This is a genomic window from Streptomyces sp. ICC1, from assembly GCF_003287935.1.
In the GTDB taxonomy this organism is placed as follows: domain Bacteria; phylum Actinomycetota; class Actinomycetes; order Streptomycetales; family Streptomycetaceae; genus Streptomyces; species Streptomyces tritrimontium.
On record NZ_CP030287.1, the window covers coordinates 3,136,023 to 3,162,146 of the forward strand.

Consider the following 26,124-nt stretch of genomic DNA (forward strand, 5'->3'; position numbering starts at 1 on the left):
ACCGGGTGTCTCACGCCGCCCGATCTCTGAGGAAAGCAGGTGGCACGTGGACAAGATCAAGCTCGTGGCCGAACCGGGGGCCCTCCTCAACAAATGCCTCGCGGCTTGCCCGGGAATGGACGATGACCTCCGGAAGCGACTGCGCATGCTGGAGGAGTACGACATGGGGTTCCTGTTGCTGGGCATGAGCCCGCGCAGGCTCCTCCGTGACGGCCGCCTATTCGACAACGAGCAGGTTCTCCCGCTGCTGCTGTGGTTCGGCCAGTGGGACAATCACTGTCGTCACTGGGCGGCTGAGGTCATAAAGCAGTGGCTCGTGTTCAACCGCTCCAGGGGTGAATTCGAAGGCGTCGCGGACGAGAAAGCCATCGAGTTCCGCGATTACTTCTTCACGAAGTACGCCATCCCGCTGATCGAGGAGTTCCGCCAGTACGTCGCGCTGACGATGCTCTACCCGAAGGACCACGACGCGCCCTCCGGCCCCGTCGACATGGTCTGGCACTCGTTCATCCTCAACACCGAGCAGTACGAGGACTTCGGCCGGCGTGTCTGGGTGGGCGCCGAGCACATGGCCCCGGTGGTCCTGGAGGAGGACTACGCCGACATCCCTGCGGTCAACAACCCGTAGCCGTGAACGGGTCGCACGACCTCAAGGACATCGCTGCCATGTTCCACAGGGACGGATTCGCTGTCCTGCCGTCCTTCATCACCGCGAATGCCGCCGACCACCTGCGGATCATGACAGAGCAGCGCTACCAGGATCCACGGGTGCATGCCGCCCCACCCGAGCTCGACCTCGTACGCGGCGACGTGAGCCTGATGCGCGTGTTCGAGTTCAACCGGGCGTTCCGCGACGTGATCGAGCTGGAACCCGTCGCCGACCTGGTCGAAATGATCCTCGGCCCGGACTGCCACATGATCGCCCAGAACGCACTGCGCATCCCGCCCGGCAAGGGAATCATCAACTGGCACGTCGACGACGTCCTATTCTTCCCTTTCCTCGATGACATCCCGACCGGTGCAGCCGGCGCCAGCATCCCCTGTTTCACCCTGAACGTCATGGTCGCGCTCACCGACATCGAGACCGACCTGCACGGACCGACACAGGTGATCGCCGGGAGTCACCTGTCCGGCCAGCGCCCGCCCTACAGCCCCAGCCTTCCAGGAACGCCTACGTCACTGTTCGCTCGCGCCGGCGACGCCTACCTGGTCAACAGCCAGACCTGGCACCGCGGGGCACCGAACCGGTCCGACCGCACCCGGTACCTGCTGACCACGGCATACGGTCGACGGTTCATCAGCCAGCGCTTCTACCCCTTCCCCGACTACCGGCTTCCAGCCGGCCTCCTTGAAGGGGCCCCCGCCCGGCTCGCCCGGCTCCTCGGCCGGCACGGGAAGGGTCCCTACGGCTGAACCGGTCACGCCCACCCGGTCCGGTGCCGCAACCACGTGCGTGCCGCCTCGGCGGCCCGGACTTGGTGGGCACGAAGGAACGGAACACCTGGCGGATTCGGCCGACGCGAGGACTTCTCCCAGTACCCGCCGATCCCGGCGGCGAACGCGGTGAGCACATCGGGATCGTCAGGCTGCGGAAGATGGATCACCGCGGCCTCGGCCTCAGTGGGCGAGTGGCCGTCCATGATCAGGTAAGGCACCAGAACCGCCGGGTCGAGCCAGGCCGCACCCTGGTTCGGATAGGACCAGTCGACGATGACGACCGACCCGCCTTCACGCCGCAGCATGTTGTCCGGTCGCAGATCCCAATGCAGGAGCGTGCTCCCCGTTGCGGCCTGCTGCCAGTTCTCCTCGATCCCGGCAAGGGCATTGAGGTGCTCGGCCGCCCACGGGTCCAGATCATCCGGGGTTTCCGAGGCCAGGGTTGACCAACCGGTGAGCCACCGGCCGACCAGCTCTGTGATGGGGCGTGCGGCGTCCAGCGGCGAAGGAGTGAGGAGCTTCCCAGCCTGCTCGACGGCGGCCAGCGCCATCCCCGTGTCCGCCGAATCCGGGGACAGCACCGGCACTCTTCCGGGGATGTCCTCAAGGCACAACCACCACCATCCCGCACTGTCGGCCGGCGTGGCCCACCAAAGAACACGCGGTCCCACACCGTCCGGGAGGACCGAGGTCACGGCGATCTCGTCCGCGTACTGCGGGGCGAACGGGTGTTCACCGTGCATCCCTTTGAGGAACACACGCCGTCCGTCGTCCAGGAGCAGCCGGGACGCCACGCCTGGGGTGAACCCGCCGGTGCACGAAATGGACCCGCCTACGGTGGAGCCCAACCGGAATTCCACATAGGCACGTGCCTCGGGGGGAAGGGACGCCCACTCGGGCCGGACGGAAGTTGCGGCCATGGTGTACCCCCTGGAACTGGCTTCCGGGCAAAGGACGTGCTCGGCAGGTTAGCGGGCTGAGCGGCCCTGAGGCGGCGGCTACAGGCATCGGCGGACGGAGTCCGACGCAGCGACGCGAAGCCGGGGAGGCCCGCCAGGGCAGAGCCGTGCGAGAGGCGCGTCAGAAGGAGAAGTTCTGCGGGTGGCGGCGTGCGCGCATGCACGCCCCGAGCGCGGCACGGCAGCCGCCACCCCACGACCCGCACTCGTCAAGGCAGGACCCTTGGCGTCCCCTCGCGACGAATCGCTCAGGACAAGGGTGATCACTCATTGACGAACCGTCAACACCTCGTTAGAGGTACACGTGCGGTTCCCGGATCGAGTTGTGGATCGGGTCGTGGTTCGCGGCGTGCATCGGGGGGCGGGTCGGGAGCCCCGCCGGGGTGTGCGCCGGAGCCCGGTCCGGGGCCTCGGCCGGGGTCCGGTCCCGCGGCCCCTGGGACGCCAGGTCCGCCGCCGCCTTCTCCGCGCGGTCGACCTCGCACCAGATCCGCTTCCCGGCGCCCTCGGGCTGCCAGCCCCAGCGGTCCGCCAGCCCGTCCACCAGCTCCAGGCCGCGGCCGCCCGTGTCGTCCCCGGCGGCCTGGCGCCGGGCCGGCGCCCGGCCGCTCGCGTCGGCGACCTCGACGCGGACCCCGGGCTCCCCGAACAGCATGCGCAGTACGGCCGGACAGCCGGTGTGCACCACGGCGTTGGTGACCAGCTCGGAGATCAGCAGGATCAGCGTCTCGGCGAGCGGCTCGTCATCCTCTATGCCGGACCAGGCCAGCCGCGAGCGGGCCCACCGCCGGGCCCGGCCGACCTCGGCGGGGTCCGGACCTACCTCCAGCTGCACCTGAAGCACCTGCACCGCTCACACCATCCGAACCGGCGGACACTTCGCCTCGCGACAGGACGGGGTCACCGAGCGTGACCCCCTTGGGGAGCAGCATGGTTGACATACAGTCACCACAACAAGCGCTTCGGGCATATTCCAGCGTGAAGGAGTAAGCGTGGTGCATACTGTGCGGCGCCCGCGCCGCTCAACCGCCTGCATTCCCGGGAGCGTACCGGAGCGGTCCCCCGTCTCCGGGCCGCAAAGGGTCGGGCGAAGGACACAAACCGATATCAACTCTCCGTAATCGGACACGCGTCCCGCGCCGTCCCTCCCGTGCCCATCCGTCACAGCGAGCGAGCGCACGGACGAGCCCTTACGCGCCGGCTTCCCCGCCGGGCTTCCCCGCCCGGCTTCCCCACCGGGCTACCCCGGCGTCGCCTCCGCGAGCAGTGCCTCCGCGAGCAGCTCCGCCGCCAGCACCTCCTCCGCCTGCGCCGCCGTGCGCCACTGCTCCGCCCGCACCCACGCCCGCTTCAGGTGCAGGTGTACGTCCGCCTCCCAGGTGAAGCCCATCCCGCCGTGCACCTGCAGGCAGTCCCGCGCGTTGCGCACGGCCGCCGCGTCGGCCAGCAGCTTGGCCGCGGCCGCCTCGCCCGCGTCGCCCGTCACCGCGGCCGCGTAGACCGCCGTACGGGCCACCTCGGCCCGCACCAGCATCTGCGCGCACAGGTGCTTGACCGCCTGGAACCCCCCGATCGGCTGCCCGAACTGCTCGCGCTCGCCCGCGTACCGGACCGCCAGCTCCACCGTGCGCAGCGCGCTGCCGAGTTGGAGGGCCGCCGTCAGCAGGGCCCCCTCGTCGCGGAAGCCGGCGCGGGCGGCGTCCGCCCGTGGGTCCCGCGGCAGGCTGACCCGTGCCAGCGGTGTCAGCGGATCCGCCGAGCGGACCGGCTCCCCGGCCGGGAGGCCGGGGAGCCCGAGCACCGCGTCCGACTCGCCGAGGTGGGCCACCAGCGCCCCGTCCAGGTCGAGGGCCGTCACCACCGCCTCGCCCTCCGCGGCCCCGGCGACGGCCCCGGCGGCCAGGTGGGTGGCGACCAGCGGTCCCGGCAGGAGCGCCCGCCCGGCCTCCTCGAAGACGAGGACCGCCTCCGGCAGACCGAGTCCGACCCCGCCCTCCTTCTCCGGGAGGCGCAGCGCGAAGAACCCGGCCGCGCCGAGCTCCCGCCACAGCGACCGGTCCACGGACCGGCCGGTCCGCGCCGCCCGGTCCACCGAGGCGCGCAGTTCCTCGCGCCCGTACCGCCCCTCCAGGAGGTCCCGTACGCCTGCCCGCAGGTCCCGCTGGTCCTGCGTCGGCTGGAAGTCCACGGAACGCTCACCTGCCCTTCGGAAGGCCGAGGATCCGCTCGGCGACGATGTTCTGCTGGATCTGCGAGGTGCCCGCCGCGATGGTGTACGAGAGCGAGGAGAGGCGGTCCAGGGTCCATTCCTCCTCCAGGGACAGGGACTCGGCCCCCAGCACCTCGGCGGCGGTGTCGTACAGCTCCTGGCGCGCGTGCGAGTACGCCAGCTTGAAGACGCTGCCGCCGATGCCGGGGACCCCTCCGGAGCGCTCGGACTCGCTGACGTTCCACTGCGTGAGCCGCCACAGGGCGCCGAACTCCCCGTACAGCCGACCCAGCCGGCGGCGCAGGACCGGGTCGTCCCAGCGGCCGTTCGCCTTGGCGGTGCGCGCCAGTTCGCCCAGGGTGCGCCGGCAGGCGACGACCTCGCCCACGAAGGCGGTGCCGCGCTCGAAGGACAGGGTCACCATCGTGACCCGCCAGCCGTCGTTCTCCGCGCCGACCCGGTTGGCGACCGGGACCCGCACCTCGTCGAGGAACATCTCGGCGAACTCGGTGGACCCGGCGAGCGTGCGCAGCGGCCGCACGGTCACCCCCGGCGCGTCCATGGGCATGGCGAGCCAGGAGATCCCCCGGTGCTTGGGGACGTCCTCGCTGACGGGCCGTGTGCGCACCAGCAGCTCGCACCAGTCCGCGACCTCCGCGTGCGAGGTCCAGATCTTCGACCCGGTGATCACGTACTCGTCGCCGTCGCGGACGGCGCGGGTGCGCAGCGAGGCCAGGTCGGAGCCGGCGTCCGGCTCGCTGAAGCCCTGGCACCACATCTCGTCGCCGCGCAGTACGGGCGGCAGCCAGCGCGCCCGCTGCTCGGCGGTGCCCTCGGCGGCGACGGTCGGGCCCGCGTGCAACAGCCCGACGAAGTTCGCGCCGACGTACGGGGCTCCCGCGCGCTCCGTCTCCTCCAGGAAGATCAGGTGCTGGGTGGGGGTGGCCCCGCGGCCGCCCGCGTCGACCGGCCAGTGCAGGCCGGCGTACCCCGCGTCGTACAGCAGGCGCTGCCAGCCCGCGTCGTAGGTGCGCCGGCCGGGCCAGTCGTCGGGCGAGGGCCGGGGCGGCAGCTGGGGGAGCACCTCGGCGAGCCAGGCGCGCAGCCGGGCCCTGAATTCCTGCTCCTCCTCGGTGTGGGTGAGGTCCACCGCGCCTACCTGCCCGTCCGCCGGTCCTTGTCGAAATCGAGGCCGAGCATGCGGATGGCGTTGCCGCGCATCAGCTTGTAGACGGTCTCCTCGTCCAGTCCCTTGACGTGGTCGAGGGCGACCTCCTTGGTGTGCGGGAAGGTCGAGTCGACGTGCGGGTAGTCGGTCTCGAAGGTGGCGTTGTCGCGTCCGACGACGTCGAGCGAGGCGATGCCGTGCTTGTCGCGGAAGAAGCAGCAGAACATCTGCCGGTAGTAGTAGGTGGAGGGCGGCTCGGGGATCAGGTCCTTGACGCCGCCCCAGGCGCGGTGCTCCTGCCAGACGTCGTCGGCGCGCTCCAGGGCGTACGGGATCCAGCCCATCTGGCCCTCGCTGTAGGCCAGTTTCAGCGTGGGGAACTTGACCAGGACGCCGCTGAAGAGGAAGTCCATCATCGAGGCCATGGCGTTGTTGAAGCTGAGGGCGGCCTGGACGGCGGGCGGTGCGTCGGGGGAGGCGGCGGGCATCTGGGAGCTGGAGCCGATGTGCATGTTGACGACGGTGCCGGTCTCCTGGCAGACGGCGAAGAAGGGGTCCCAGTAGCCGGAGTGGATGGACGGCAGGCCCAGGTGGGTGGGGATCTCGGAGAAGGTCACGGCGCGGACCCCGCGGGCGGCGTTGCGGCGGATCTCCACGACGGCCAGGTCGATGTCCCAGAGCGGGATGATGCACAGCGGGATGAGGCGGCCGCCGCTGTCGCCGCACCACTCCTCGACCATCCAGTCGTTGTAGGCGCGCACGCAGGCCAGGGCGACCTCCTTGTCGTGCGCCTCGGCGAAGGTCTGCCCGCAGAAGCGCGGGAAGGTCGGGAAGCACAGGGAGGCCTCGACGTGGTTGAGGTCCATGTCGAGCAGGCGGGCCTTGGGGTCCCAGCAGCCGCGCCGCATCTCCTCGCGGGTGATGCCCTCCAGGGTCATGTCGTCGCGGTCGAAGCCGACGGCGGCGATGTTGCGCTTGTACGGGAACTTCAGGTCCTCGTAGATCCACCAGTCGGTCGGCGGGCCGTCGGGGTCCATGGTGATGACGTACTTGCCGCCGGTGTAGGCGAGCTCGCCGATGCCGGCGGTGAGGGCCTTGGGGCCGCGGTCGCGGTACTTGGCCGGCAGCCACACGTCGAAGAGGTGGGCGGGCTCGATGACGTGGTCGTCCACGCTGATGATCCGAGGCAGTTCCATGGTGTCCCCTCGCTGAATCCGTTGGACCTGATCCGACACGCCAAATCTGATGGTGCGTCAGAAATCTGGAACCAAGCTAGCCCCCCACCCCTGGACCGACAAGCGTCCGCGCTCTACGCTCTGCGCTTGATCTGACTATCCGTCAGGTGTCGTCGGCCAGGGGAGGTCGGTCCGGGATGACGGACAGCACCGCAGTCGAACTCAGCCGGTCCCGGACCCTGTGGGACCTGATCGCCCGCCGGGCCGCCATGACCCCGGACGCACCCGTCCTCATCGAGGCCGCCGAAGGCGGCTCCGCCGACCGTGCCACCGACCGCCGGCTGACCTTCGGGGAGCTGCGCGAGCGCTCCGAAGAGGTCGCGGCCGGCCTGTACGGCATGGGCGTGCGCCCCGGCACGGTGGTCGCCTGGCAGCTGCCCACCCGCATCGAGACCGTCCTGCTCTCGATCGCCCTCGCCCGGATCGGCGCCGTCCAGACGCCCGTCATCCCCTTCTACCGGGACCGCGAGGTCGGCTTCGCCCTGCGCGAGTCCAAGGCGGAGTTCTTCGCCGTCCCCGGCGTCTGGCGCGGCTTCGACCACACCGCCATGGCGGAGCGCCTCGGCGCGCGCGGGGTCTTCGAGGCCTACGCCTCCCTCCCCACCGGGGACCCGGCGACACTCCCCCCGCCCCCGCGGGAGGGCACCTCGGTCCGGTGGATCTACTGGACCTCGGGCACCACCTCGGACCCCAAGGGCGTCCTGCACACGGACCGCTCCCTCATCGCGGGCGGCTCCTGCCTGGCCCACGCCCTGCACCTCTCGCCGGACGACGTCGGCTCGATGGCCTTCCCCTTCGCCCACATCGCCGGGCCCGACTACACGGTGATGCTGCTCCTCTACGGGTTCCCGGCCGTCCTCTTCGAGAAGTTCGCGATGCCCGACGCCCTGGACGGCTACCGCCGCCACGGGGTCACCGTCGCCGGCGGCTCCACGGCCTTCTACTCGATGTTCCTCACCGAACAGCGCAAGGACCCGGGCACCAAGCTCATCCCGTCCCTGCGGCTGCTGGCCGGCGGCGGGGCCCCCAAGCCCCCGGAGATCTACCACGCGGTCGTCCGCGAGCTGGGCTGCCAGCTCACCCACGGCTACGGCATGACCGAGGTCCCGATGATCACGATGGGCGCCCCGGACGACACGGCGGAGCACCTGGCCACCACCGAGGGCCGCCCCCCGGCCGGCATGTCGATCCGCGTCACCGCCCCCGACGGCACCCCGCTCCCCGCCGGCACCGACGGGGAGGTCCGGCTGCGCGGCGAGGCCGTCTGCCAGGGCTACCTCGGCCGGGCCCGGTCCGCCGGGGCCGACGGGGCCGACGGGGCTTTCGACCCGGACGGCTACCTGGTCACGGGCGACCTCGGCCACCTCACCGCGGACGGATACCTGGTCCTGACGGGCCGCAGCAAGGACGTCATCATCCGCAAGGGCGAGAACATCTCCGCCAAGGAGATAGAGGACCTGCTCCACCGGCTCCCGGCGGTCGCCGACGTGGCGGTCATCGGCCTCCCGGACCCCGAGCGCGGCGAACGCGTCTGCGCCGTCGTCGAACAGCCTCCGGGCACGGGACCCCTGACCCTGCCCGAGGTGACGGCGTACTTGCGCGCCGAGGGACTCTCGACCCACAAGCTTCCCGAACAGCTGGAGATCGTGGACGCGCTGCCCCGCAACGACGCCCTGCGCAAAGTCCTGAAGTACAAGCTCCGGGAGCGCTTCGCGTAGCCCCGCCGGCCCGTACCGGCCGGCGGCGCGCCGGCCCGTACCGGCGCCGAAGGTCCCGCGGAGGCGGCCCCGTACCGGAAGCGGCGGGTCCGCCTCATTCCCATGATCCAGCCCCGGACAGTGGCACACGTCTCATTTGTCGGGGCCTCTTCGGCGGGCCCGCGCCCCTCGTGTCACAGTTGTCCGTCGCACAGTGTGCGCACAGCATCGACAGCGAAAACACAGCATCAGAAGGCTCCCCCTCCGGGAACCGTCCACGAGAGGCATCATGGGAGTCCGCAACACCTCGCCGGTCAGCACCCGCTGGTCCCACGGCACCGTCGCCGAGCTGTTCTCCGGCCGCGACAACAGCCTCGGCCTGCTCCGCCTGCTGCTGGCGACCGCCGTCGTCGTCGCGCACGCGCGCATACTCGGCTTCGGGATCAGGGAGTACGGGCACACCTTCACCCACGGTCAGACGGACCTGGGGAAGATATCGGTGTTCGGCTTCTTCATCCTGTCCGGCCTGCTCATCACGCGCAGCGGCAACCGGCTCCCCATCGGACGCTTCCTGTGGAACCGGGCCCTGCGGCTGCTGCCGGGCCTGTGGGTGTGCCTGTGCGTCACCGCCCTGGTGGTGGCCCCGTTCCTGTTCTGGCGCCAGCACCACACGCTGGAGAACTTCTGGCACCGGCCGGACGGCCCCTTCGAGTTCCTCCAGGCGAACTGGTGGGTCCGCACCCACCAGCCGGGCATCTCCGGGATCATGGAGACGGCCCAGGGCAAGTGGATGGCCTTCGACCCCGGCATCAACGGTGCGCTGTGGTCCCTGCAGTACGAGGTCCTGTGCTACCTGGGCGTCGGACTGCTCGTCCTCGCCGGGGCGCGGGCCGGGGGGCTGACGCAGGCGCGGCGCGCCATCCTGGTGATCGCCGTGCTCCTCGGCGGCTACGTGCTGACGAACTCGCTCGACAACCACTTCATGGACGCGTTCAGCCTCCAGATCCACGCCGAGCGGATCGTCTCGCCGATCGTCGGCGGCTTCATCGTCAAGTGGGCCTTCTTCCTCGGGTACGCCTTCGCCATCGGCTCGCTCATCGAGGTCTACAAGGACCGGATCCCGGTCAGCACCCCGCTGGCCGTCCTCTCCGCCCTGGTCACGCTCGCCACGCTGCGCTACGGGTTCTTCTTCGCCGTCGGCATCCCGGCCTTCGCCTACCTGCTGGTGTGGCTCGCGATCCGGCTGCCCAAGCCCTTCCGGGCGGTGGGCCGCAAGAACGACTACTCGTACGGCATCTACATCTACGGCTTCGTCGTCGAGCAGGCCCTCTCCGCGCTCGGCGGCGCCCGCTGGGGGTTCCCCGCGTACCTCGCGCTCGCCCTGGGCGGCACCCTGGCCCTGGCGGTGCTCTCGTGGCACCTGGTGGAGCGCCCCGCCCTGAAGCTGAAGGACGCCCGCTTCCCCCGGCGCACCCCGCGGGGCCCGCGGGGCCCGCAGGCCGGCGGGGAACCGCAGAGCCGCCCGGCCGCCGAGCCGGACCTCGCGGCCGCGGGCACGGCGGCCAGGTAGACCACCGGGCCGGCGGGCCGGTGGGCCGGCCCGCTCGAACACCCGCCGCCCCTCGGGGCGGCACGCAGACGTCCCGCGCGGTGCGCGGCCCTCAGGACCGGCCCTCGGCCGGCACCCGGGCCCCGCACCGCGTCGTCGTTTCCGGCTCCCGCGCGCTGCGGGTTCCGCGCGCTCCGGGTCCCGCACGCTCCAGGCCTACGCGTCCGGGGCCGCCACGCCGCAGTAGCCCGCGAAGCCCGCCAGGATCTCGTCCTCCGAGATGCGGCCGTCGCCGTCCGCGTCCAGGGCCGCGGCCACCTGGCCGGCCAGCTCCTGCGGGGTGCCGAGGACGCGCAGCACGCGCGCCGTCGCCGCCGTGGTCGAGCCGCCGCCGTCGTCGCCCGCCACCGCGATCACCGCGCGCAGGAACGGACGGGCGATCTCCGCGAACCGCCGCGGGTTGTCGCGCAGCCGCTTCGCGGCGCCCGTGATGAACTCCTCGCGGGACACCCGCTGGTCCCCGTCCACGTCCGCGATCCCGGCCATGCCCTGCCAGAAGGCCTCCGCGCCGGCGAACACGTCCTGGCCCCTGTCGGAGCGGGCCGCCACGGCGAATTCGGCCAGTACCGCCTTGGCCGCCGCGCTGAAGTCCTCCCGGTCGATATAGCCGTTCCCGTCCTGGTCGAAGGTGGCGAATCGGGAGGCGATCTTGCGCTCGTACTCTGCGCTGTCCATATTCGGCGTTCCGCCTTCACATGTGCGGTGGGGTGCAGTTCAAGACAGGCAGGAGCGTACGGCCTACGTGGCCTGCGCGTTAAGCGAAGCGGTCAAGCAGGTGGCCGCATCGAACCAGCGCACGAGGAGCGCGACGGGGCGCGTACGCCTGTGCCCATGTACCAAGCCGCGCCTCGCCGTTCACAGCGCGCTACGCCTCTATCACGCAGGGCGCACTTCCGGGGCGAGCTTCTCCCAAAACGGGCGCACATCGCTGGGTGCCCACTACATTCGAGTCGTCGACACACGGCTGCGCATCCGGAAATCGGGCTGGGGGCACGATGGCGAAGGACGTACCACCGCGCTGGGACCGACGCATGCAGCAACGCCTGGCGCGCGGTGAGGCCGCCGCCCTCGGCGAGCTCTACGACCGCTTCGCCTCGCTCGTGCACAGCCTGGCCCACCGGGTCCTGGGCGACGAGAAGGCCGCCGACCGGATCACGCGCGAGGTGTTCGGCTACATCTGGGAGAACCCGGACGCCTACGACCCGAAGCAGGGCTCCATGCGCTCCTGGGTCGCCCGCATCACCCAGGGCCAGGCCGTCGCCCGGCTGCGCCAGGCCGAACTGGGGCGCGGCTCCCGCGAGGAGCTGGAGCAGAAGGTGCGCAGCGCCAACGCGGCCGCCCGCGCCGACTTCATCGTCACCTCGATGCCGGCGCCGCTGCGGGCCGCGCTCGAACTCGCCTACTTCAAACGACGCGACTACCGCCAGGCCGCGGCCGACCTGCAGATCAGCGAGGACGAGGCGAGGCGCAGGCTGCGCCTGGGCCTCCAGTTGCTCTCGACGGCCAACGCCGTCCCGCGGGACGACACCGTTCCGCCCGGACACGGCACCTCGGGATACGGAACACCGCGATGACCATCCCCTCCGACGGCGCCGCCGAAGACGGCGAAGAGTACGAACGGCCGCGCGGCGGCGGTCCGGCCCGCATACCGGGCCCGCGCGAAGCGGCCGACGGCCTCGAGTTCACGGGGTACCCGCGCTCCGGCGACCAGCCCGGGCCCCCGGAAACACCGGCCCCGCCCGCGCCCGCGCCGCCGCCCACCCATGCCGTCCTGAAGTCCCTGCTCGGCGCGTGGGCCCTGGCGGCCTGCTCCGCGGACGAGACGCTGGCCGTCGAAGACCACCTCACCACGTGCGCGCCCTGCGCCGAGGAGGCGCTGCGGCTGCGCGACGCCGTGGGGCTGCTGCACCCGGAGGAGAGCCTCGACCTCAAGCCGCTGCTGCGCTCGCGCGTGCTGGAGGACTGCCTCGGCAAGCGCCCGGCGCGCATCCCCGTACCGGTGTGGGCGAACCCGTACGACACCGAGACGGCGCGGCTCGACGCGCTGCTGCGGGACTTCGGTGACTCGGAGTGGCACACCCCGGTCCGGCTGAAGTGGTTCGAGGACGAGCAGCGGCAGTCGCGCCGGACCACGGTGGCCGGGGTCATCGGACACCTGCTGTCGGTGGACGGGCTGGTCGCGGCGGCGCTGGGCCTCGACGACCCGCTCGGCCCCGACGTGCGGTCGGCGACCCCGGCGGGCCGTACGGAGCAGTTCTGGGAGGACTCCCCGTACCCGACGACGCGGCGGGTCCGCGAGCCGTGGCGCGAACAGGGCCACACGCTGGTGCGGACGGTGTCCTTCGCGGGCCGCGGCGTGGCCGAACTGGCCGTCGACTACGGGGCCTTCGCGCTGCCCCTCGGCGACGCCTTCCTGGAGCGGGCCTTCGAGTGCTGGGTCCACGCCGTGGACATCGCGGAGGCGGTGGACTATCCGTACGAGCCGCCGTCCGCTCCCCACCTGCACCGCATGATCGACCTGGCGGCCCGCCTGCTGCCCGAGGCGCTGGCCGGGCGCCGGCGGGCCGGGCTGGCGGCTCCGCCGCGCGGGCTGGTCGCGGCCGGGGCACCGGGCCGGACCCTGCACCTGGAGATCGAGGGCGCGGGCGGTGGCGGCTGGGACATCGCGCTGGACTCCCCGGCGGCGAAACCGTCGCCGGAGCACACGGTGGCCCGGATCGCCCTGGACGGCTTCGAGTTCTGCCAGCTGGCGGCGGGGCACATCTTCCCGGAGGACGCGGCGATCGGCCAGAACGGCGACCGCGAGGCCATCCGCGACGTCCTCTTCGCGGCCGCCTCCCTGAGCCGGCTGTAGCCACCCGGTCCGGGCCAGGCCGGTCCGGGCCAGGCCGGTCCGGCCCCGCCGGCGGCGCGGCGGGGCTGACGTGCGCGGGGCCGACTGCGGCTCTGCCGGGACCGCTACGCGAAGACGACCGTGCGGGTGCCGTTCAGGAGCACGCGGTGCTCGCTGTGCCACTTCACCGCGCGCGCCAGCGCCTGGCATTCGACGTCGCGGCCGATCGCGACGAGCTGGTCCGGGGTGACCTCGTGGCCGACCCGCTCGACCTCCTGCTCGATGATCGGGCCCTCGTCGAGGTCCGCCGTCACGTAGTGGGCGGTCGCGCCGATCAGCTTCACGCCCCGCGCGTGCGCCTGGTGGTAGGGCTTGGCGCCCTTGAAGCTCGGCAGGAACGAGTGGTGGATGTTGATGATCCGCCCGCTCAGCTCCTTGCACAGGTTGTCCGACAGCACCTGCATGTAGCGGGCGAGGACGACGAGCTCGACGTCCTCGGCACGGACCAGCTCCAGCAGCTCGGCCTCGGCCGCCGCCTTCGTGTCCCTCGTCACCGGGATGTGCACGAACGGGACGCCGTACGAGCCGACCAGTTCCTCGAAGTCGGTGTGGTTGGAGACCACGGCCGCGATGTCGACGTGCAGCGCGCCGATGCGGAAGCGGAACAGCAGGTCGTTCAGGCAGTGCCCGAACTTCGAGACCATCAGCACGATCCGCATGCGCTCGTCGGAGCGGTGGATCTGCCAGTCCATCCGGAAGGAGTCGCCGATCGCGGCGAAGCTGGCCCGCAGCTTGTCCACCGTCACCGGCTCGTCGGCCGCGAAGTGGACCCGCATGAAGAAGAGGCCGGTGTCGCGGTCGCCGAACTGCTGACTGTCCTCGATGTTGCACCCGGTCATGAACAGGTAGCTGGACACTGCGTGCACGATGCCCTGCTTGTCCGGGCAGGAGAGGGTCAGTACGTACTGCTGGGAAGCCTGTGGCTGCGGGTCGTCGCTCATGACCCGACAGCCTTCCACATCGGACTCAGGCCGCGCGGGTAAGGATCCTCAAGACATCCAGTGATCGCGGGCGCGCGTCCGGGTCGTCCGCGTCCGCCGTCGCCAGGCGTACGTGGGCCTCGCGCGCGGCCCGTACGGCCTCCGGCCAGGCATGGTGCTCCAGGTATCCGGAGACGGGGGCGTCGGGGCCGATCTGGTGCATGATCCTGAGCACCCGCAGCACGGCGAGGTCGACCAGGGCCGCCTCCTGCGAGTCGCGGAAGATCGTGCCGACGTACTTCTCCGCGGACCAGCTGTCGAGCCAGGTGTCCTCGACGAGCCGGTACACGGCGTCGGTCACGTCCCCGTAGCCTTCGGCGCCGGCCAGCCAGGTGTCTTCCTGGAAGACGGGATCGGAGAGCATGTGCAGCGCCGAGCGCACGTTGCTGCGCCAGCGCCACCACGGCATGTCGTTGAGGGGCATGCCGCCCATGGTGGAGGAGCGGCCGCCGCGGCGGGAAGAGTTCTTCGAACCTTGGGCGAATGTCACGCTTTCGATCGTACGTTCCCGTCTTGCGCGATCTTGAAGCGCCCTTGCGCACCCCCGCACGCCCGCCACCCGCAATTCACCTGGGCGTCACCGGATGTTGTGTACACCTCACTCTTCGGTTACCCGGACGCGGAATGGTGCATGAACATGACCACCCGGCAACGCGCAGCAGTTGTTTCCCGCACCCTCCTGGCCAAGGCCAAGGCCGCGGCCACGGTGACGGGCGCGTGTCTCCTCGCCGGGTGCGGGGTGCTCCCCGGGGGCTCGGGGGGCTCCGGGGACACCGACGGCACCCTCACGGTCATGACCTTCGCACCGCAGGACTCCAAGGCGACCAACATGCCCGGCATGCCGGGCATGGCCAAGGCCTACGAGCGCTGGGTCAACTCCAAGGGCGGCATCAACGGCCGCAAGATCCGCGTCCTGACCTGCAACGAGCGCAACACGGCCGGTGGCGCCGCGGACTGCGCCCGCAAGGCGATCGCCGAGAAGGCCGTCGCCGTCGTCGGCTCGTACAGCCAGCACGGGCGCGCCTTCATGGCCCCGCTGGAGGCCGAGGGCATCCCGTTCATCGGCGGGTACGGGGTCTCCTCGGAGGAGTTCCAGTCCCCGCTGTCCTACCCCGTCAACGGCGGCCAGCCCGTCCTCCTCGCCGGGGCCGGCCACCAGCTGGGCCGGGCCTGCGAGAAGGTCGCGCTCGTCCGCCCCGACACCCTCGCGGCGGACTCCCTGCCCGTCCAGCTCAACGCCGGCCTCAAGGCCAACCAGACGGCCGAGGCCAGCGACATCCGGGCCGCCGAGGACTCCACGGACTTCTCCGCGCAGGCCCGCGAGGCGCTGACCGACACCACCACGGCGAAGAACGGCACCACCTCGAAGGAGGGGGCGGCGAAGGACGGGGCGGCCAAGGACGCCAAGGACAAGGGCTGCGTGGCCGCCGTGCTCGGCTCGCGCACCGAGACCTTCTTCGACGCCTTCCGCCGTGCCTCCGAAACCCAGAACCGCAAACCGCAGATCTCCTCGGTGCTCGGCTCGGTCAGCCAGGCCCTGGTGGACCGCACCGGCGGCAAGGAGAGCCCCTTCGAGGGCGCCTACGTCACCAGCTGGTACCCGGTCTCCTCCGACCCGGTCTGGGAGCCGATGCGCCGGGTCATCGCCGACCACGCCTTCGGCGACGACACCGTGGACCCCGACGACAGCGGCGCGCAGACCACCTGGATCGCGTACACGGTGCTCGGCGAGGCCCTGAAGCGCTTCAAGGGCGGCGAGGAGGTCACGGGGCGCACACTGGCGCGCAAGCTCAACCAGTCCGATCCGGTCGCGACGGGCGGCCTGACCCCCGACCTCAGCTGGCGCTACCAGGACATGCGCGCCGTCGCCGGCCTCCCCCGCATCGTGAACGGCCGGGTCACCTTCCAGATCGTCCAGCAGGGCCGCCTCGTGGCCCAACCGGGCGAGCACACCACGGACATGACCAAGACCCTGGAACAGGCCCCGCGCACGAGCTGATCCCGCGCGGGACCGCCCGTACCGGCAGGCGGCCTGCCGCGGCCGCCTGCCGCGGCCGCCGGCCGCCTGCCGCCGGCCGTCTGCCGCCTGCCGCCTGAAAACTGGTGCGACCACGGCGCGGGCAGCGGGCAGGATGCCGTCATGGACCGTCGACAGATCAGCGCAACAGCCCACGCCGAGCGCCCCATCGCCGCCCCGCTGGGCGACGACTCGGTACGCGCGCTCCTCGAGCGCGCCCTTCCCGGGGGCGCCCCGCGCCTCCTCGACCTCGGATGCGGCGGCGGAACCTGGATGGTGCGCGCCCACGCCGCCCGCCCGGGCCTGCGCGCCGACGGCGTCGACGACGACGCCGAGACCATCGCCGCCGCCCGGCGGACCGTCACCGACGCCGGGCTCGGCGACCAGATCGCCTTCCATGCCCGGGACGCCGCGCGGTTCACGTCCCCGCACCGCTACGACGCCGTCCTCAGCATCGGCGCCGCCCACGCGTTCGGCGGCCTGCTGCCCACCTTGGAGGCCGCCCGCGGGCACCTGGCCCCGGGGGGCTCCGTACTCGTCGGCGACTGCTTCTGGGAGCGCGAACCCGGCCTGAAGACCCTCGACCACGGCTTCGCCGCCACCGACTACGACGACCTCGCCACGACCGTCGACCGCGTCACGGCCGAGGGCTGGACCCCCGTGCACGGACACGTCAGCACCCTGCGGGAATGGGACGACTACGAGTGGTCCTGGACCGGAACGCTCTCCCGCTGGGCCCTGGACCACCCCGGGCACCCCGACAGCGGCGCGGCCCTGAAGGCGGCGGCCGAGCACCGCGACGCCTGGCTGCACGGCTACCGGGGCACGCTCGGCTTCGTCACCCTGGTGCTGCGCCGCACGCTGCCGGGCGGGTGAGGGTCAGAGCTGGCTCTTGTCCCGCTTGGTGAGGTTGTACTTGCCGGCGATGGAGTTCCACATGCCCGCCGCCGACTCCTTCGCCTTGGTGGCGTCACCGCTCGACTTGTTGCCGTCCGAGGCGTTGTCCGTCGACTTGGCCTTGCCGTCCTTGCACTTCTCGCCGTCGGCCTTCATGTCGTCGGCCCACGCCGCGTAGCTGTTGTCGGCTTCGGCGGAGGACTTCCAGGCCTTGGTCAGGGACGCGGTCAGCTTCGCGTGGTCCGGGAGCTGGTCCACCTTGAGCTCCTGGAGCCGGGTCACCAGCTCCTCGCGCTGGCGGGCCGCGTCGCGCAGGTCGGTGGCGGCCTGGTCGAGGTTGCGGCAGCCCTTGATGTCGTCGACGGCCTTGATCACCGAGGCCCGGCTGTCGTTGCTGTCCGCGAGGAGCTTGTCCAGCTGGACCGCCTGCGGCTGCGCCGGATCCAGCGGCGCCTCGCCGCCGGGGGCCGCTGAGCCGCTGCCGGAGGGCGCGGACACCACGGCGCCGGGGTCGGTGTTCTGCGCCTTGTCGTCGCTGAGCACCGCGCCGACACCGAGGCCGACGACGGCCAGGCCGACGACGACGGCGGCGATGATCGCGGGCGAGACCCTGCGGGGCGCCGGCCCTTGCTGCTGGAACTGCTGCTGCGGATGTTGCTGCTGCGCCTGCGGGTACTGCTGGAACTGCTGCTGGGGGTGGGGCGGTTGCGCGTGCGGGTGCTGCTGATGCGGCTGCTGATGCGGCTGCGGGTGCGGCTGCTGCGCGCGCTGCTGCTGGGGGTAGGGGCGCGGCGGCGGCTGCCGGAGCACCGGCTCCTGCACGGGCGGCAAGTGCTGGGTGTCACCGCGGAACAGCCCGTCGAACCCGGCGGCCGGGTCCGCGGGGGCCGCGGGAACCGGCGCGATGTACTGGGTCGCCGCCTCCTCGTGCGAGGGGACGCCCGGGGTGCCGTACCGGCCGGCGGGCTCCCCCTGCGGGGCGGCGGCCGGGACCGGCGCGATGTACTGCGTCGCGGCCTCTTCGTGCGCGGGCCCGCCCGGGGTCCCGTACTGGCCGGTGGCCCCGCCGTAGGAGGGGGCGGCGGGGACCGGCGCGATGTACTGCGTCGCGTCCTCCTCGTGCGCGGGCCCGCCCGGGGTCCCGTACTGGCCGGTGGCCCCGCCGTAAGAGGGGGCGGCGGGGACCGGCGCGATGTACTGCGTCGCGTCCTCCTGGTGGCCCTGCTGGTGCCCGTGCTCGTTCTGGTGGTCCTGCGCGCCCGGGGCGCGGTGGCGGGCGCCGGGCTCACCGGGCACGGGAGCCGCGGGAACCGGCGGGATGTACTGGGTGACCGCCTCGGGGAGCGGCGGGTAGCCGTAGCCGTGGGGCTCGCCGGGGCCCTCGTAGCCGGGGCCGAGGACGTGGCCCTGCGGGTAGCCGTAGGCGGGGCCGCCGGGCGCCGGGTACCCGTAGGACGGCGGGCCCTGCGGGTGCTCCGGCTGCGCGTCTTGCTGCGCGGGCGGCTGCGTCGGCGGCTGCGCCGGCATCGGCGGGCCCCACGGCGCGCCTGCCTGGGGGCTGCCGCCCTGTCCGCTCTCCGTCACCGGGACTCCCTCTCCGACCTGTCCGAACTACGGAACCGTCGGCCCACGCTACCCGGTCACCCCCCTCCCCCGTCAGGCCCTCCCCTACCGCTAGGAGTCGTACCCCATGACGTCCACGGTGCCCACCACCGCCGTCCCGCACAGCGACGGTCAGCCGCCGATCACGATGTTCGGTCCGGACTTCCCCTACGCGTACGACGACTTCCTCGCCCACCCGGCGGGCCTCGGCCAGATACCGGCGACCGAGCACGGCACCGAAGTCGCGGTCATCGGCGGCGGGCTGTCCGGCATCATCTCCGCGTACGAGCTGATGAAGATGGGCCTCAAGCCCGTCGTGTACGAGGCCGACCAGATCGGCGGCCGGCTGCGCACCGTCGGCTTCGAGGGCGCGGGCACCGAGGAGCTGACCGCGGAGATGGGCGCCATGCGCTTCCCGCCGTCCTCCACCGCCCTCCAGCACTACATCGACCTCGTCGGCCTGGTCACGGAGCCCTTCCCGAACCCGCTCGCCGAAGCCACCCCCTCGACGGTCGTCGACCTCAAGGGCGAGACCCACTACGCCGAGACCATCGCCGACCTCCCGCAGGTCTACCGCGACGTGTCCGCCGCGTGGAACGCCTGCCTCGACGAGGGCGCCGACTTCTCCGACATGAACACCGCGATGCGCGAGCGGGACGTCCCGCGCATCCGCGAGATCTGGGCCAAGCTCGTCGAGAAGCTCGACGACGAGACCTTCTACGGGTTCCTCTGCAAGTCCGAGGCCTTCAAGTCCTTCCGCAAGCGCGAGATCTTCGGCCAGGTCGGCTTCGGCACGGGCGGCTGGGACACCGACTTCCCGAACTCGATCCTCGAGATCCTGCGCGTCGTCTACACCGAGGCCGACGACCACCACCGCGGCATCGTGGGCGGCTCGCAGCAGCTCCCGCTGCGCATGTGGGACCGCGAGCCCGAGAAGATCGTCCACTGGGCGCAGGGCACCTCCCTCTCCTCGCTCCACGGGGGCACTCCGCGCCCGGCGGTGACCCGCCTGCACCGCACGGCGGGCAACCGCATCACGGTGACGGACGCCTCGGGCGACATCCGCACGTACCGCGCCGCGATCTTCACGGCCCAGTCGTGGATGCTGCTCTCGAAGATCGCGTGCGACGACACGCTCTTCCCGATCGACCACTGGACGGCGATCGAGCGCACCCACTACATGGAGTCCAGCAAGCTCTTCATCCCCGTGGACCGGCCGTTCTGGCTGGACAAGGACGAGCAGACGGGCCGCGACGTCATGTCGATGACCCTGACCGACCGCATGACCCGCGGCACCTACCTCCTGGACAACGGCCCGGACAAGCCGGCCGTCATCTGCCTCTCGTACACGTGGTGCGACGACAGCCTCAAGTGGCTGCCGCTGTCCGCGAACGAGCGGATGGAGGTCATGCTGAAGTCCCTCGGCGAGATCTACCCGAAGGTCGACATCCGCCGCCACATCATCGGCAACCCGGTGACCGTGTCGTGGGAGAACGAGCCGTACTTCATGGGCGCGTTCAAGGCCAACCTGCCGGGCCACTACCGCTACCAGCGGCGCCTGTTCACCCACTTCATGCAGGACCGCCTCCCCGAGGACAAGCGCGGCATCTTCCTCGCGGGCGACGACATCTCCTGGACGGCGGGCTGGGCCGAGGGCGCGGTCCAGACGGCGCTGAACGCGGTCTGGGGCGTCATGCACCACCTCGGCGGCTCCACGGACTCCACCAACCCGGGCCCGGGCGACGTCTACGACGAGATCGCCCCGGTCGAACTCCCGGAGGACTGAGCCCTCCCGGCCCCTCCCGGCCCCGTGACCACGGGCCGCCCCCGCGCGCGCGAGCGCGGAGGCGGCCCGTCCTCATGCCTCCAGCGCCCGCGTCCAGATCAGGTGCTCGTGCCGCCGGAACGCCTCGCGGACCTCGTTGCGCTGCCGCGTGTCCGGGAAGGCGGGCGGCCGGCGGGTCAGGCCGAGGCCGCACCCCGCGCACAGGGCGTGGATCCCGAAGCCGTCGCCGTCCCACTCCACGGTGCCGCGGTCGCAGCGGCACACCGGGCAGGTGCCGTCCCGTCGCGCCTGGTGGACTCCGAGGATCGTCCGGCCGCGCATCACCCCGGGCAGTACCTCGACCAGGCGCCCCCCGGGGTGGAACTCCGGGTTCGGCCAGTACAGCCCCTGCGAGGGCTGCGGGGGATCCGCCCGGCGCCTCCCGGCCCGCTTCTGCGCCCGCCGTCCGATCTGCCAGGCGGCGAGTTCCGCCAGCCACAGCTGCCGCGCCTCGTGCAGTTCCTCCACCGCCCGCACCAGCGACTCGGGATCCTCGTCCAGGTCGCGCGGGATCCCCGCGCTGCGGCACAGGTGGTGGTAGGTGGCGTAGAAGCCGTACGGGGCGAACTCGGTCAGGCAGGTGCGCAGCGCGGACAGCCGGCGGTACGGCGGGCGGGCGGTGTCGTGCACCCGGAGCCGGTGCGTGGCGAAGCTGGTCACCGCCCCAGGCTATGGGGGTGCCCGGCCGGGCCGCACCGGAACATCAGCCCGTCGGGGTCAGCAGGCAGCGGCCGACCAGGCCGACGCCCGCGTCGAGGGACTCGGTGAACTCCTCCGCCAGCTCGGGGGAGCGGCGCAGCGACCACAGCAGGCGGGCCGAGGCCCAGGCCCCCGCGCGGGCGCGTTCCAGGCTCCAGGCGCCCAGCAGGTGCGTCAGCGGGTCCGCGATCTCCAGGAGGTCCGGACCCGGCATCAGGTCCTCCCGGATGTGCTCCTCCAGGGAGACCAGGGTGTCGCCGACCCGGTCGAAGTCGGCTTCGAGGGCGGCTGGCTCGCAGTCCAGGGAGCGGCACGTGGAGACCACCGCCAGCGCCAGGTCGTGGCCGATGTGCGCGTTGATCCCGGCCAGGGCGTGCTGGAGCGGCCGGATGCCGGGGTGGCGGCGGTACTGGAGCAGCGGCCGCCAGCACGCCGGTGCCCGGTCCGACTCCACCGCCGCCAGATAGCGCTCGGCGAAGCGGACGCTGAGGGTCTCCGCCCTGCGCGGCGAGGGGAACGCCCCGTACGAGATCCGCTCGTGGAGCGTCTGCGTCACCGTGAGGTACACCCGGTTGAAGACGGCGACGCCGTCCCGCTCGGGGAGCCGCTCTTCCAGGGCGCGCATCCGCGCCAGCACCGCTTCCATGGGGACCATGGGAGGCAGCGTCCCAGTCGCGGGCCGGGATCCGGGGAACTTGGCCGTACGCTTCGCCGGTTCGGGCGAAACCGCGTCAACCGCGCTTGTCCCGGGAGCCCTCGGAGCCCTCAGTACCCGCGGAGCCCTCGACGCCCGCGCCGCCCCGGTCGTCGTAGGCGGAGGTGCCCGAGTCGAGCAGCGGCTCCTGCTGCTTCAGGTGCGCGGGGGCGAAGTACCGCAGCGCGTGGTAGCCCGTGATGACGACGATCGTGCCGAGTGCGATCCCGCCGAGCTCGAAGCTGTCGCCGATGTTCAGCTCGACCCCGCCGACGCCGATGATGATGCCCGCGGCGGCCGGCACCAGGTTCAGCGGATTGCGCAGGTCCACCCGGCCGTTGATCCAGATCTGCGCGCCGAGCAGGCCGATCATGCCGTAGAGGATCACGGTGATGCCGCCCAGCACCCCGCCGGGGATCGCGGCGACGACCGCGCCGAACTTGGGGCACAGGCCGAAGAGGAGCGCGAACCCGGCGGCCGCCCAGTAGGCCGCCGTCGAGTACACCCGGGTGGCGGCCATGACGCCGATGTTCTCGGAGTAGGTGGTGTTCGGCGGACCGCCGAGCGCCGTGGAGAGCATCGACGCGGCGCCGTCGGCCGCGATCGCGGTGCCGAGCTTGTCGTCGAGGGGGTCGCCGGTCATCTCGCCGACGGCCTTGATGTGGCCGGCGTTCTCCGCGATCAGCGCGATGACGACGGGCAGGGCGATCAGGATCGCCGACCACTCGAAGGCCGGCGCGTGGAAGGCGGGGAGGCCGATCCAGTCGGCCTTGCCGACCCCGGACAGGTCGAGCCGCCAGTGGTCCACCGCCTCGGGCCCGCCCATCGTGGAGTGGATCTTCCCGAAGACCAGGTCGAAGACCCAGGAGATGCCGTACCCGAAGATCAGGCCGAGGAAGATCGCGATCCGCGACCAGAAGCCCCGCAGGCAGACCACGGCCAGCCCGGTGAACAGCATGGTCAGCAGCGCCGTCCACTGGTCCTGCGGCCAGTACGTGGAGGCCGTCACGGGTGCCAGGTTGAAGCCGATCAGCATCACGACCGCGCCCGTCACCACCGGCGGCATCGCCGCGTGGATGATCCGCGCCCCGAACCGCTGGACGGCGAGCCCCGCCAGGAACAGCGCCGCGCCGACGACGAACACGGCGCCCGTGACGGTCGCGCTGTTCCCGCCGCCCGCCCTGATCGCCGCCGCGACGCCCACGAAGGACAGTGAGCAGCCCAGGTAGGAGGGGACCCGGCCGCGCGTCGCGAGCAGGAAGATGACGGTGGCGACGCCCGACATCATGATGGCGAGGTTCGGGTCCAGCCCCATCAGGACCGGGGCGACGAAACTCGCCCCGAACATCGCCACGACGTGCTGGGCGCCCAGCCCGGCGGTCCGCGGCCACGTCAGCCGCTCGTCCGGCCGCACCACCGCGCCGGGGGCGGGGGTCCGCCCGTCTCCGTGCAGGGTCCAGCGCACGCCGAGGCCCATGTTCCACCGCTTTTCGTTCGTCAGGTCAGGTCGAGCTACGAGGCCGCGGGCGACCAGGCGACATATTACGGCTGGATAGCAGCAGGTTCGTCCTGGTTGGCGCCATCGCCGGACCCGGACCCGGACCCCGGCCCCGAGGCGGCTCCGGCCGCCGCCGGCCGCTGCCGCAGTACGGCCGCCCCCACGATCAGTGCGAAGGACAGCAGCGTGACCAGCCCGAACGACACCACCAGCGAGGTCGCGTCGGCCACCGCGCCGATCGCGGACGGGGCGATCAGCCCCGAGGTGTACGTGATCGTCGCGACGCCCGCGATGGCCTGCGCCGGGGCCGGGCCGCTGCGCGCGGCCGCCGCGAAGGCCAGCGGGACCACCACGGCGATGCCGAGCCCGATCAGCCCGAACCCGGCCAGGGCCGCGGCCGGATGGTGGACCGCGACCACGAGCAGCCCGCCCGCGGTGGCCAGCGCACCGCCCGCGCGGACCGTGCGCACGGCCCCGAACCGGTCCACGACCTTGTCGCCGACGAGCCGGGCCAGCGCCATGGTGAGCGCGAAGGCGGTGGTGGAGGCGGCGGCGAGGCCGGCGTCCGTGTGCAGCACGTCCCGCAGGTACACCGCCGACCAGTCCAGGCTGGCGCCCTCCGCGAAGACCGCGCAGAAGCCGATCGCGCCGATGAACAGCGCGGACTTCGGCGGCAGCGCGAAATGCGGCGGCGCCTCCTCCCCGCCGGTGTCGGTGCGCAGGTCCAGTACGCCCCGTACGGCGAACAGCCCGCCCGCCGTCAGGGCGAGCGCGGCGATCAGGTGGTGCAGGCGGGCGTCGGCGCCGACGTGCGCGGCCAGCGTGCCGGCGGCCGAGCCGATCAGGGCGCCCACGCTCCACATGCCGTGCAGCGAGGACATGATCGAGCGCTTCAGCCGGTTCTCGGTCTCCACGCCCAGCGCGTTCATCGCCACGTCCGCCATGCCGGCGGTGCCCCCGTAGACGAAGAGGACGAAGCAGAGGGTCGCGAGGTTCGGGGCGAGGCTCGGCAGGATGAGGGAGAGCGTCCACAGGGACAGCAGGATCCGCAGGGCGGTGCGCGCGCCGAGCCGGTGGTTGATCCGGCCGGCCAGCGGCATCGTGAGCGCGGCGCCGAGGGCGGGGAAGGCGAGGGCCAGGCCCAGGGTGCCCGCACTGAGCTGCGCGTGGTCCTGGATCCAGGGGATGCGGGTGGCGAAGGAGCCGGTGACGGCGCCGTGCGCGCAGAAGACCCCGGCTATGGCGAAGCGGGCATGGCGCAGTCGCGCCGGGCTGAGGTTGGTTTCCCCGGTCATGGCACGCAAACTATCAGGGACCCTGCCTGATGGTTAATCCCCCGGAGCTCCTAGGATGGCGGAGTGACTCCCGCCAACGCCCTGACGAGCGCCGCTCCCGCCCCGCTGCCCGAACCTTCCGCGTCCGCGCCGTCCGTGCCCTCTGCGCCGTCCGCGTCCGCGTCTGCGTCCGCGTCTGCGCCGTCCGCGTCCGCGTCCGCGCCGTCCCCGGCCTCGCCGAGCACGGCCCGCGCCATCAACGACCGGCTGGCCCTGCGGCTGCTCCAGGACGAGGGCCCGCTGACGGCCACCCAGCTCAAGAAGCTCACCGGTCTGTCCCGCCCCTCCGTCGCCGACCTGGTGGAACGGCTCGCCCAGGCCGGGCTGATCGAGGTCGTCGGAGAATCCGGCGAACAGCGGCGCGGACCCAACGCCAGGCTGTACGGGATCGTCGCGCGGCGGGCCTACCTCGCGGCGCTCGACGTGCGCACCGACAGCGCGACCGCGGTCGTCGCCGACCTCCTCGGACGGCCGCTGGCCCAGGCCGCGCTGCCGGTCGACGCGGTCGACGAGGCGGTGGACCGGCTGGAGGAGCTCGCGCGCGAGGCGGGCGCGGACCGGCTGCACACGGTGGTGATCGGCGCGCCGGGGCTGGTGGCGCCCGGCAGCGGCGAGCTCGGCAACACCATCGGACTGCCCGCCTGGCACCGGGACCTGGTGGCCGCGCTGCAACGGCGGCTGCCCGCACAGGTCGTGGTCGAGAACGAGACCAATCTGGCGGCCCTGGCCGAACAGCGCGTCGGGGCGGCGCGCGACGTGGACTCCTTCGTCCTGCTCTGGCTCGGCGAAGGGGTCGGCGCCGCGGTCGTCCTGGACGGCCGGCTGCGCCGGGGAGCCTCCGGCGGGGCGGGGGAGATCGGCTTCCTGCCGGTGCCGGGCGCGGGCGGGCTGCCGTCGGCCACGGACTGCGCGGGCGGCTTCCACTCACTGGCCGGGCGGGGCGCGGTGGCCGCGCTCGCGGCCTCGTGCGGATTCCACGGCCCGGTGGAGGAGGCGGCCGCGGGCGCCGCGGGCGGGGCCTTCCTGGACGTCCTGGCCGACCGGCTGGCGCTGGGCGCGGCCGCCGTGGCGGCGATCCTGGACCCCGGCTGCGTCGTGCTCGGCGGCGAGCTGGGCCGCGCCGGCGGCCCGGCGCTGGCGGACCGGGTCGCGGCCCGCCTCGCCGCGATGTCCCCGGTCCGGACCGAGGTCCGCGCCACCGCCCTCGGCGATCCCGCGGTCCTCACGGGCGCCCGCCTGGCGGCGCGAGAAGCGGTCCAGGCGGTGCTCTTCGGCTGAGCACGGATCGGGTGGGCCCCGCCGGCGGTCGGGTTTCCCCTACCAGGGGCCGGGTGGCTGCAGGATGTCGCCGCCCCCTCGCCGCCCCGGATC

At 72.4% G+C, this 26,124-nt stretch carries 23 protein-coding genes; 10 read left to right on the forward strand and 13 right to left on the reverse strand.

Annotated features, from left to right (window positions below):
* Positions 1–46: 46 nt before the first annotated feature.
* A complete protein-coding gene (locus DRB96_RS14880; protein WP_112448904.1) occupies positions 47–628 on the forward strand; it encodes a hypothetical protein in 582 nt (193 codons plus the stop codon).
* Between the two features lie 2 nt (positions 629–630).
* On the forward strand, positions 631–1,413 hold the full coding sequence (locus DRB96_RS14885; RefSeq protein ID WP_112448905.1) for a phytanoyl-CoA dioxygenase family protein: 783 nt from the start codon (positions 631–633) through the stop codon (positions 1,411–1,413).
* Positions 1,414–1,418: 5 nt separating this feature from the next.
* Here the strand turns inward: DRB96_RS14885 and DRB96_RS14890 are convergent, their stop codons facing one another.
* The 5 genes from DRB96_RS14890 to DRB96_RS14910 form a co-directional block, all read right to left on the reverse strand.
* Positions 1,419–2,357 (reverse strand): phosphotransferase, encoded by a 939-nt coding sequence (locus tag DRB96_RS14890; RefSeq protein ID WP_112448906.1) that lies wholly within the window; start codon positions 2,355–2,357, stop codon positions 1,419–1,421.
* Positions 2,358–2,688: 331 nt separating this feature from the next.
* Positions 2,689–3,246 (reverse strand): ATP-binding protein, encoded by a 558-nt coding sequence (locus DRB96_RS14895; protein WP_239516072.1) that lies wholly within the window; start codon positions 3,244–3,246, stop codon positions 2,689–2,691.
* A 390-nt stretch (positions 3,247–3,636) separates the two neighbouring features.
* Complete coding sequence (locus DRB96_RS14900) at positions 3,637–4,584, reverse strand: acyl-CoA dehydrogenase family protein (RefSeq protein ID WP_112448907.1); 948 nt, start codon at positions 4,582–4,584, stop codon at positions 3,637–3,639.
* 7 nt (positions 4,585–4,591) lie between these two features.
* Positions 4,592–5,755 carry an acyl-CoA dehydrogenase gene (locus DRB96_RS14905; RefSeq protein WP_112448908.1) on the reverse strand — a complete coding sequence of 388 codons (1,164 nt, stop codon included), beginning with the start codon at positions 5,753–5,755 and terminating at the stop codon, positions 4,592–4,594.
* Between the two features lie 5 nt (positions 5,756–5,760).
* Positions 5,761–6,969, reverse strand: a complete 1,209-nt coding sequence (locus DRB96_RS14910) for an amidohydrolase family protein (protein ID WP_112448909.1) — start codon at positions 6,967–6,969, stop codon at positions 5,761–5,763.
* Positions 6,970–7,145: 176 nt separating this feature from the next.
* On the opposite strand from DRB96_RS14910, the gene DRB96_RS14915 reads away from it, so the two are divergent.
* Both DRB96_RS14915 and DRB96_RS14920 read left to right on the forward strand, forming a co-directional pair.
* Positions 7,146–8,726 (forward strand): AMP-binding protein, encoded by a 1,581-nt coding sequence (locus DRB96_RS14915; RefSeq protein ID WP_112448910.1) that lies wholly within the window; start codon positions 7,146–7,148, stop codon positions 8,724–8,726.
* 268 nt (positions 8,727–8,994) lie between these two features.
* The gene (locus DRB96_RS14920; RefSeq protein ID WP_112448911.1) at positions 8,995–10,275 is read left to right on the forward strand and encodes an acyltransferase; all 1,281 of its coding nucleotides are present in this window, start codon (positions 8,995–8,997) and stop codon (positions 10,273–10,275) included.
* A 195-nt stretch (positions 10,276–10,470) separates the two neighbouring features.
* Here DRB96_RS14920 and DRB96_RS14925 read toward each other — a convergent pair whose 3' ends face one another.
* Positions 10,471–10,989, reverse strand: coding sequence for an EF-hand domain-containing protein (locus DRB96_RS14925; protein ID WP_112448912.1), 519 nt, complete (start codon positions 10,987–10,989; stop codon positions 10,471–10,473).
* 320 nt (positions 10,990–11,309) lie between these two features.
* Here DRB96_RS14925 and DRB96_RS14930 point away from each other — a divergent pair, with 320 nt between their 5' ends.
* Together DRB96_RS14930 and DRB96_RS14935 are read left to right on the forward strand one after the other, a co-directional pair.
* Positions 11,310–11,888, forward strand: coding sequence for a sigma-70 family RNA polymerase sigma factor (locus DRB96_RS14930; protein ID WP_112448913.1), 579 nt, complete (start codon positions 11,310–11,312; stop codon positions 11,886–11,888).
* Positions 11,885–13,168 (forward strand): maleylpyruvate isomerase N-terminal domain-containing protein, encoded by a 1,284-nt coding sequence (locus tag DRB96_RS14935; protein WP_112448914.1) that lies wholly within the window; start codon positions 11,885–11,887, stop codon positions 13,166–13,168. Before DRB96_RS14930 ends, DRB96_RS14935 begins: the two co-directional genes overlap by 4 nt.
* 104 nt (positions 13,169–13,272) lie before the next feature.
* Here the strand turns inward: DRB96_RS14935 and purU are convergent, their stop codons facing one another.
* Positions 13,273–14,148, reverse strand: a complete 876-nt coding sequence (purU, locus tag DRB96_RS14940; protein ID WP_112448915.1) for a formyltetrahydrofolate deformylase — start codon at positions 14,146–14,148, stop codon at positions 13,273–13,275.
* A 25-nt stretch (positions 14,149–14,173) separates the two neighbouring features.
* Positions 14,174–14,620 (reverse strand): hypothetical protein, encoded by a 447-nt coding sequence (locus DRB96_RS14945; RefSeq protein WP_112448916.1) that lies wholly within the window; start codon positions 14,618–14,620, stop codon positions 14,174–14,176.
* Between the two features lie 204 nt (positions 14,621–14,824).
* On the opposite strand from DRB96_RS14945, the gene DRB96_RS14950 reads away from it, so the two are divergent.
* Together DRB96_RS14950 and DRB96_RS14955 are read left to right on the forward strand one after the other, a co-directional pair.
* Positions 14,825–16,186 (forward strand): ABC transporter substrate-binding protein, encoded by a 1,362-nt coding sequence (locus tag DRB96_RS14950; RefSeq protein WP_112453425.1) that lies wholly within the window; start codon positions 14,825–14,827, stop codon positions 16,184–16,186.
* A gap of 141 nt (positions 16,187–16,327) precedes the next feature.
* Positions 16,328–17,080 (forward strand): class I SAM-dependent methyltransferase, encoded by a 753-nt coding sequence (locus tag DRB96_RS14955; RefSeq protein WP_112448917.1) that lies wholly within the window; start codon positions 16,328–16,330, stop codon positions 17,078–17,080.
* A gap of 3 nt (positions 17,081–17,083) precedes the next feature.
* Here the strand turns inward: DRB96_RS14955 and DRB96_RS14960 are convergent, their stop codons facing one another.
* A complete protein-coding gene (locus tag DRB96_RS14960) occupies positions 17,084–18,685 on the reverse strand; it encodes a hypothetical protein (RefSeq protein ID WP_204357726.1) in 1,602 nt (533 codons plus the stop codon).
* Between the two features lie 106 nt (positions 18,686–18,791).
* Between DRB96_RS14960 and DRB96_RS14965 the strand changes: the two genes are divergently transcribed.
* Positions 18,792–20,489 carry an NAD(P)/FAD-dependent oxidoreductase gene (locus tag DRB96_RS14965; RefSeq protein ID WP_112448918.1) on the forward strand — a complete coding sequence of 566 codons (1,698 nt, stop codon included), beginning with the start codon at positions 18,792–18,794 and terminating at the stop codon, positions 20,487–20,489.
* Positions 20,490–20,561: 72 nt separating this feature from the next.
* Here the strand turns inward: DRB96_RS14965 and DRB96_RS14970 are convergent, their stop codons facing one another.
* The 4 genes from DRB96_RS14970 to DRB96_RS14985 all read right to left on the reverse strand — a co-directional run bounded on the left by DRB96_RS14970 (position 20,562) and on the right by DRB96_RS14985 (position 24,714).
* A complete protein-coding gene (locus tag DRB96_RS14970) occupies positions 20,562–21,188 on the reverse strand; it encodes a hypothetical protein (RefSeq protein WP_112448919.1) in 627 nt (208 codons plus the stop codon).
* Between the two features lie 43 nt (positions 21,189–21,231).
* A complete protein-coding gene (locus DRB96_RS14975; protein ID WP_112448920.1) occupies positions 21,232–21,882 on the reverse strand; it encodes a DUF5995 family protein in 651 nt (216 codons plus the stop codon).
* 76 nt (positions 21,883–21,958) lie between these two features.
* A complete protein-coding gene (locus tag DRB96_RS14980) occupies positions 21,959–23,398 on the reverse strand; it encodes a solute carrier family 23 protein (protein ID WP_112448921.1) in 1,440 nt (479 codons plus the stop codon).
* Between the two features lie 65 nt (positions 23,399–23,463).
* Positions 23,464–24,714 carry an MFS transporter gene (locus DRB96_RS14985; RefSeq protein WP_112448922.1) on the reverse strand — a complete coding sequence of 417 codons (1,251 nt, stop codon included), beginning with the start codon at positions 24,712–24,714 and terminating at the stop codon, positions 23,464–23,466.
* A 234-nt stretch (positions 24,715–24,948) separates the two neighbouring features.
* Here DRB96_RS14985 and DRB96_RS14990 point away from each other — a divergent pair, with 234 nt between their 5' ends.
* Complete coding sequence (locus DRB96_RS14990) at positions 24,949–26,031, forward strand: ROK family transcriptional regulator (RefSeq protein ID WP_239516790.1); 1,083 nt, start codon at positions 24,949–24,951, stop codon at positions 26,029–26,031.
* Positions 26,032–26,124: the final 93 nt, after the last annotated feature.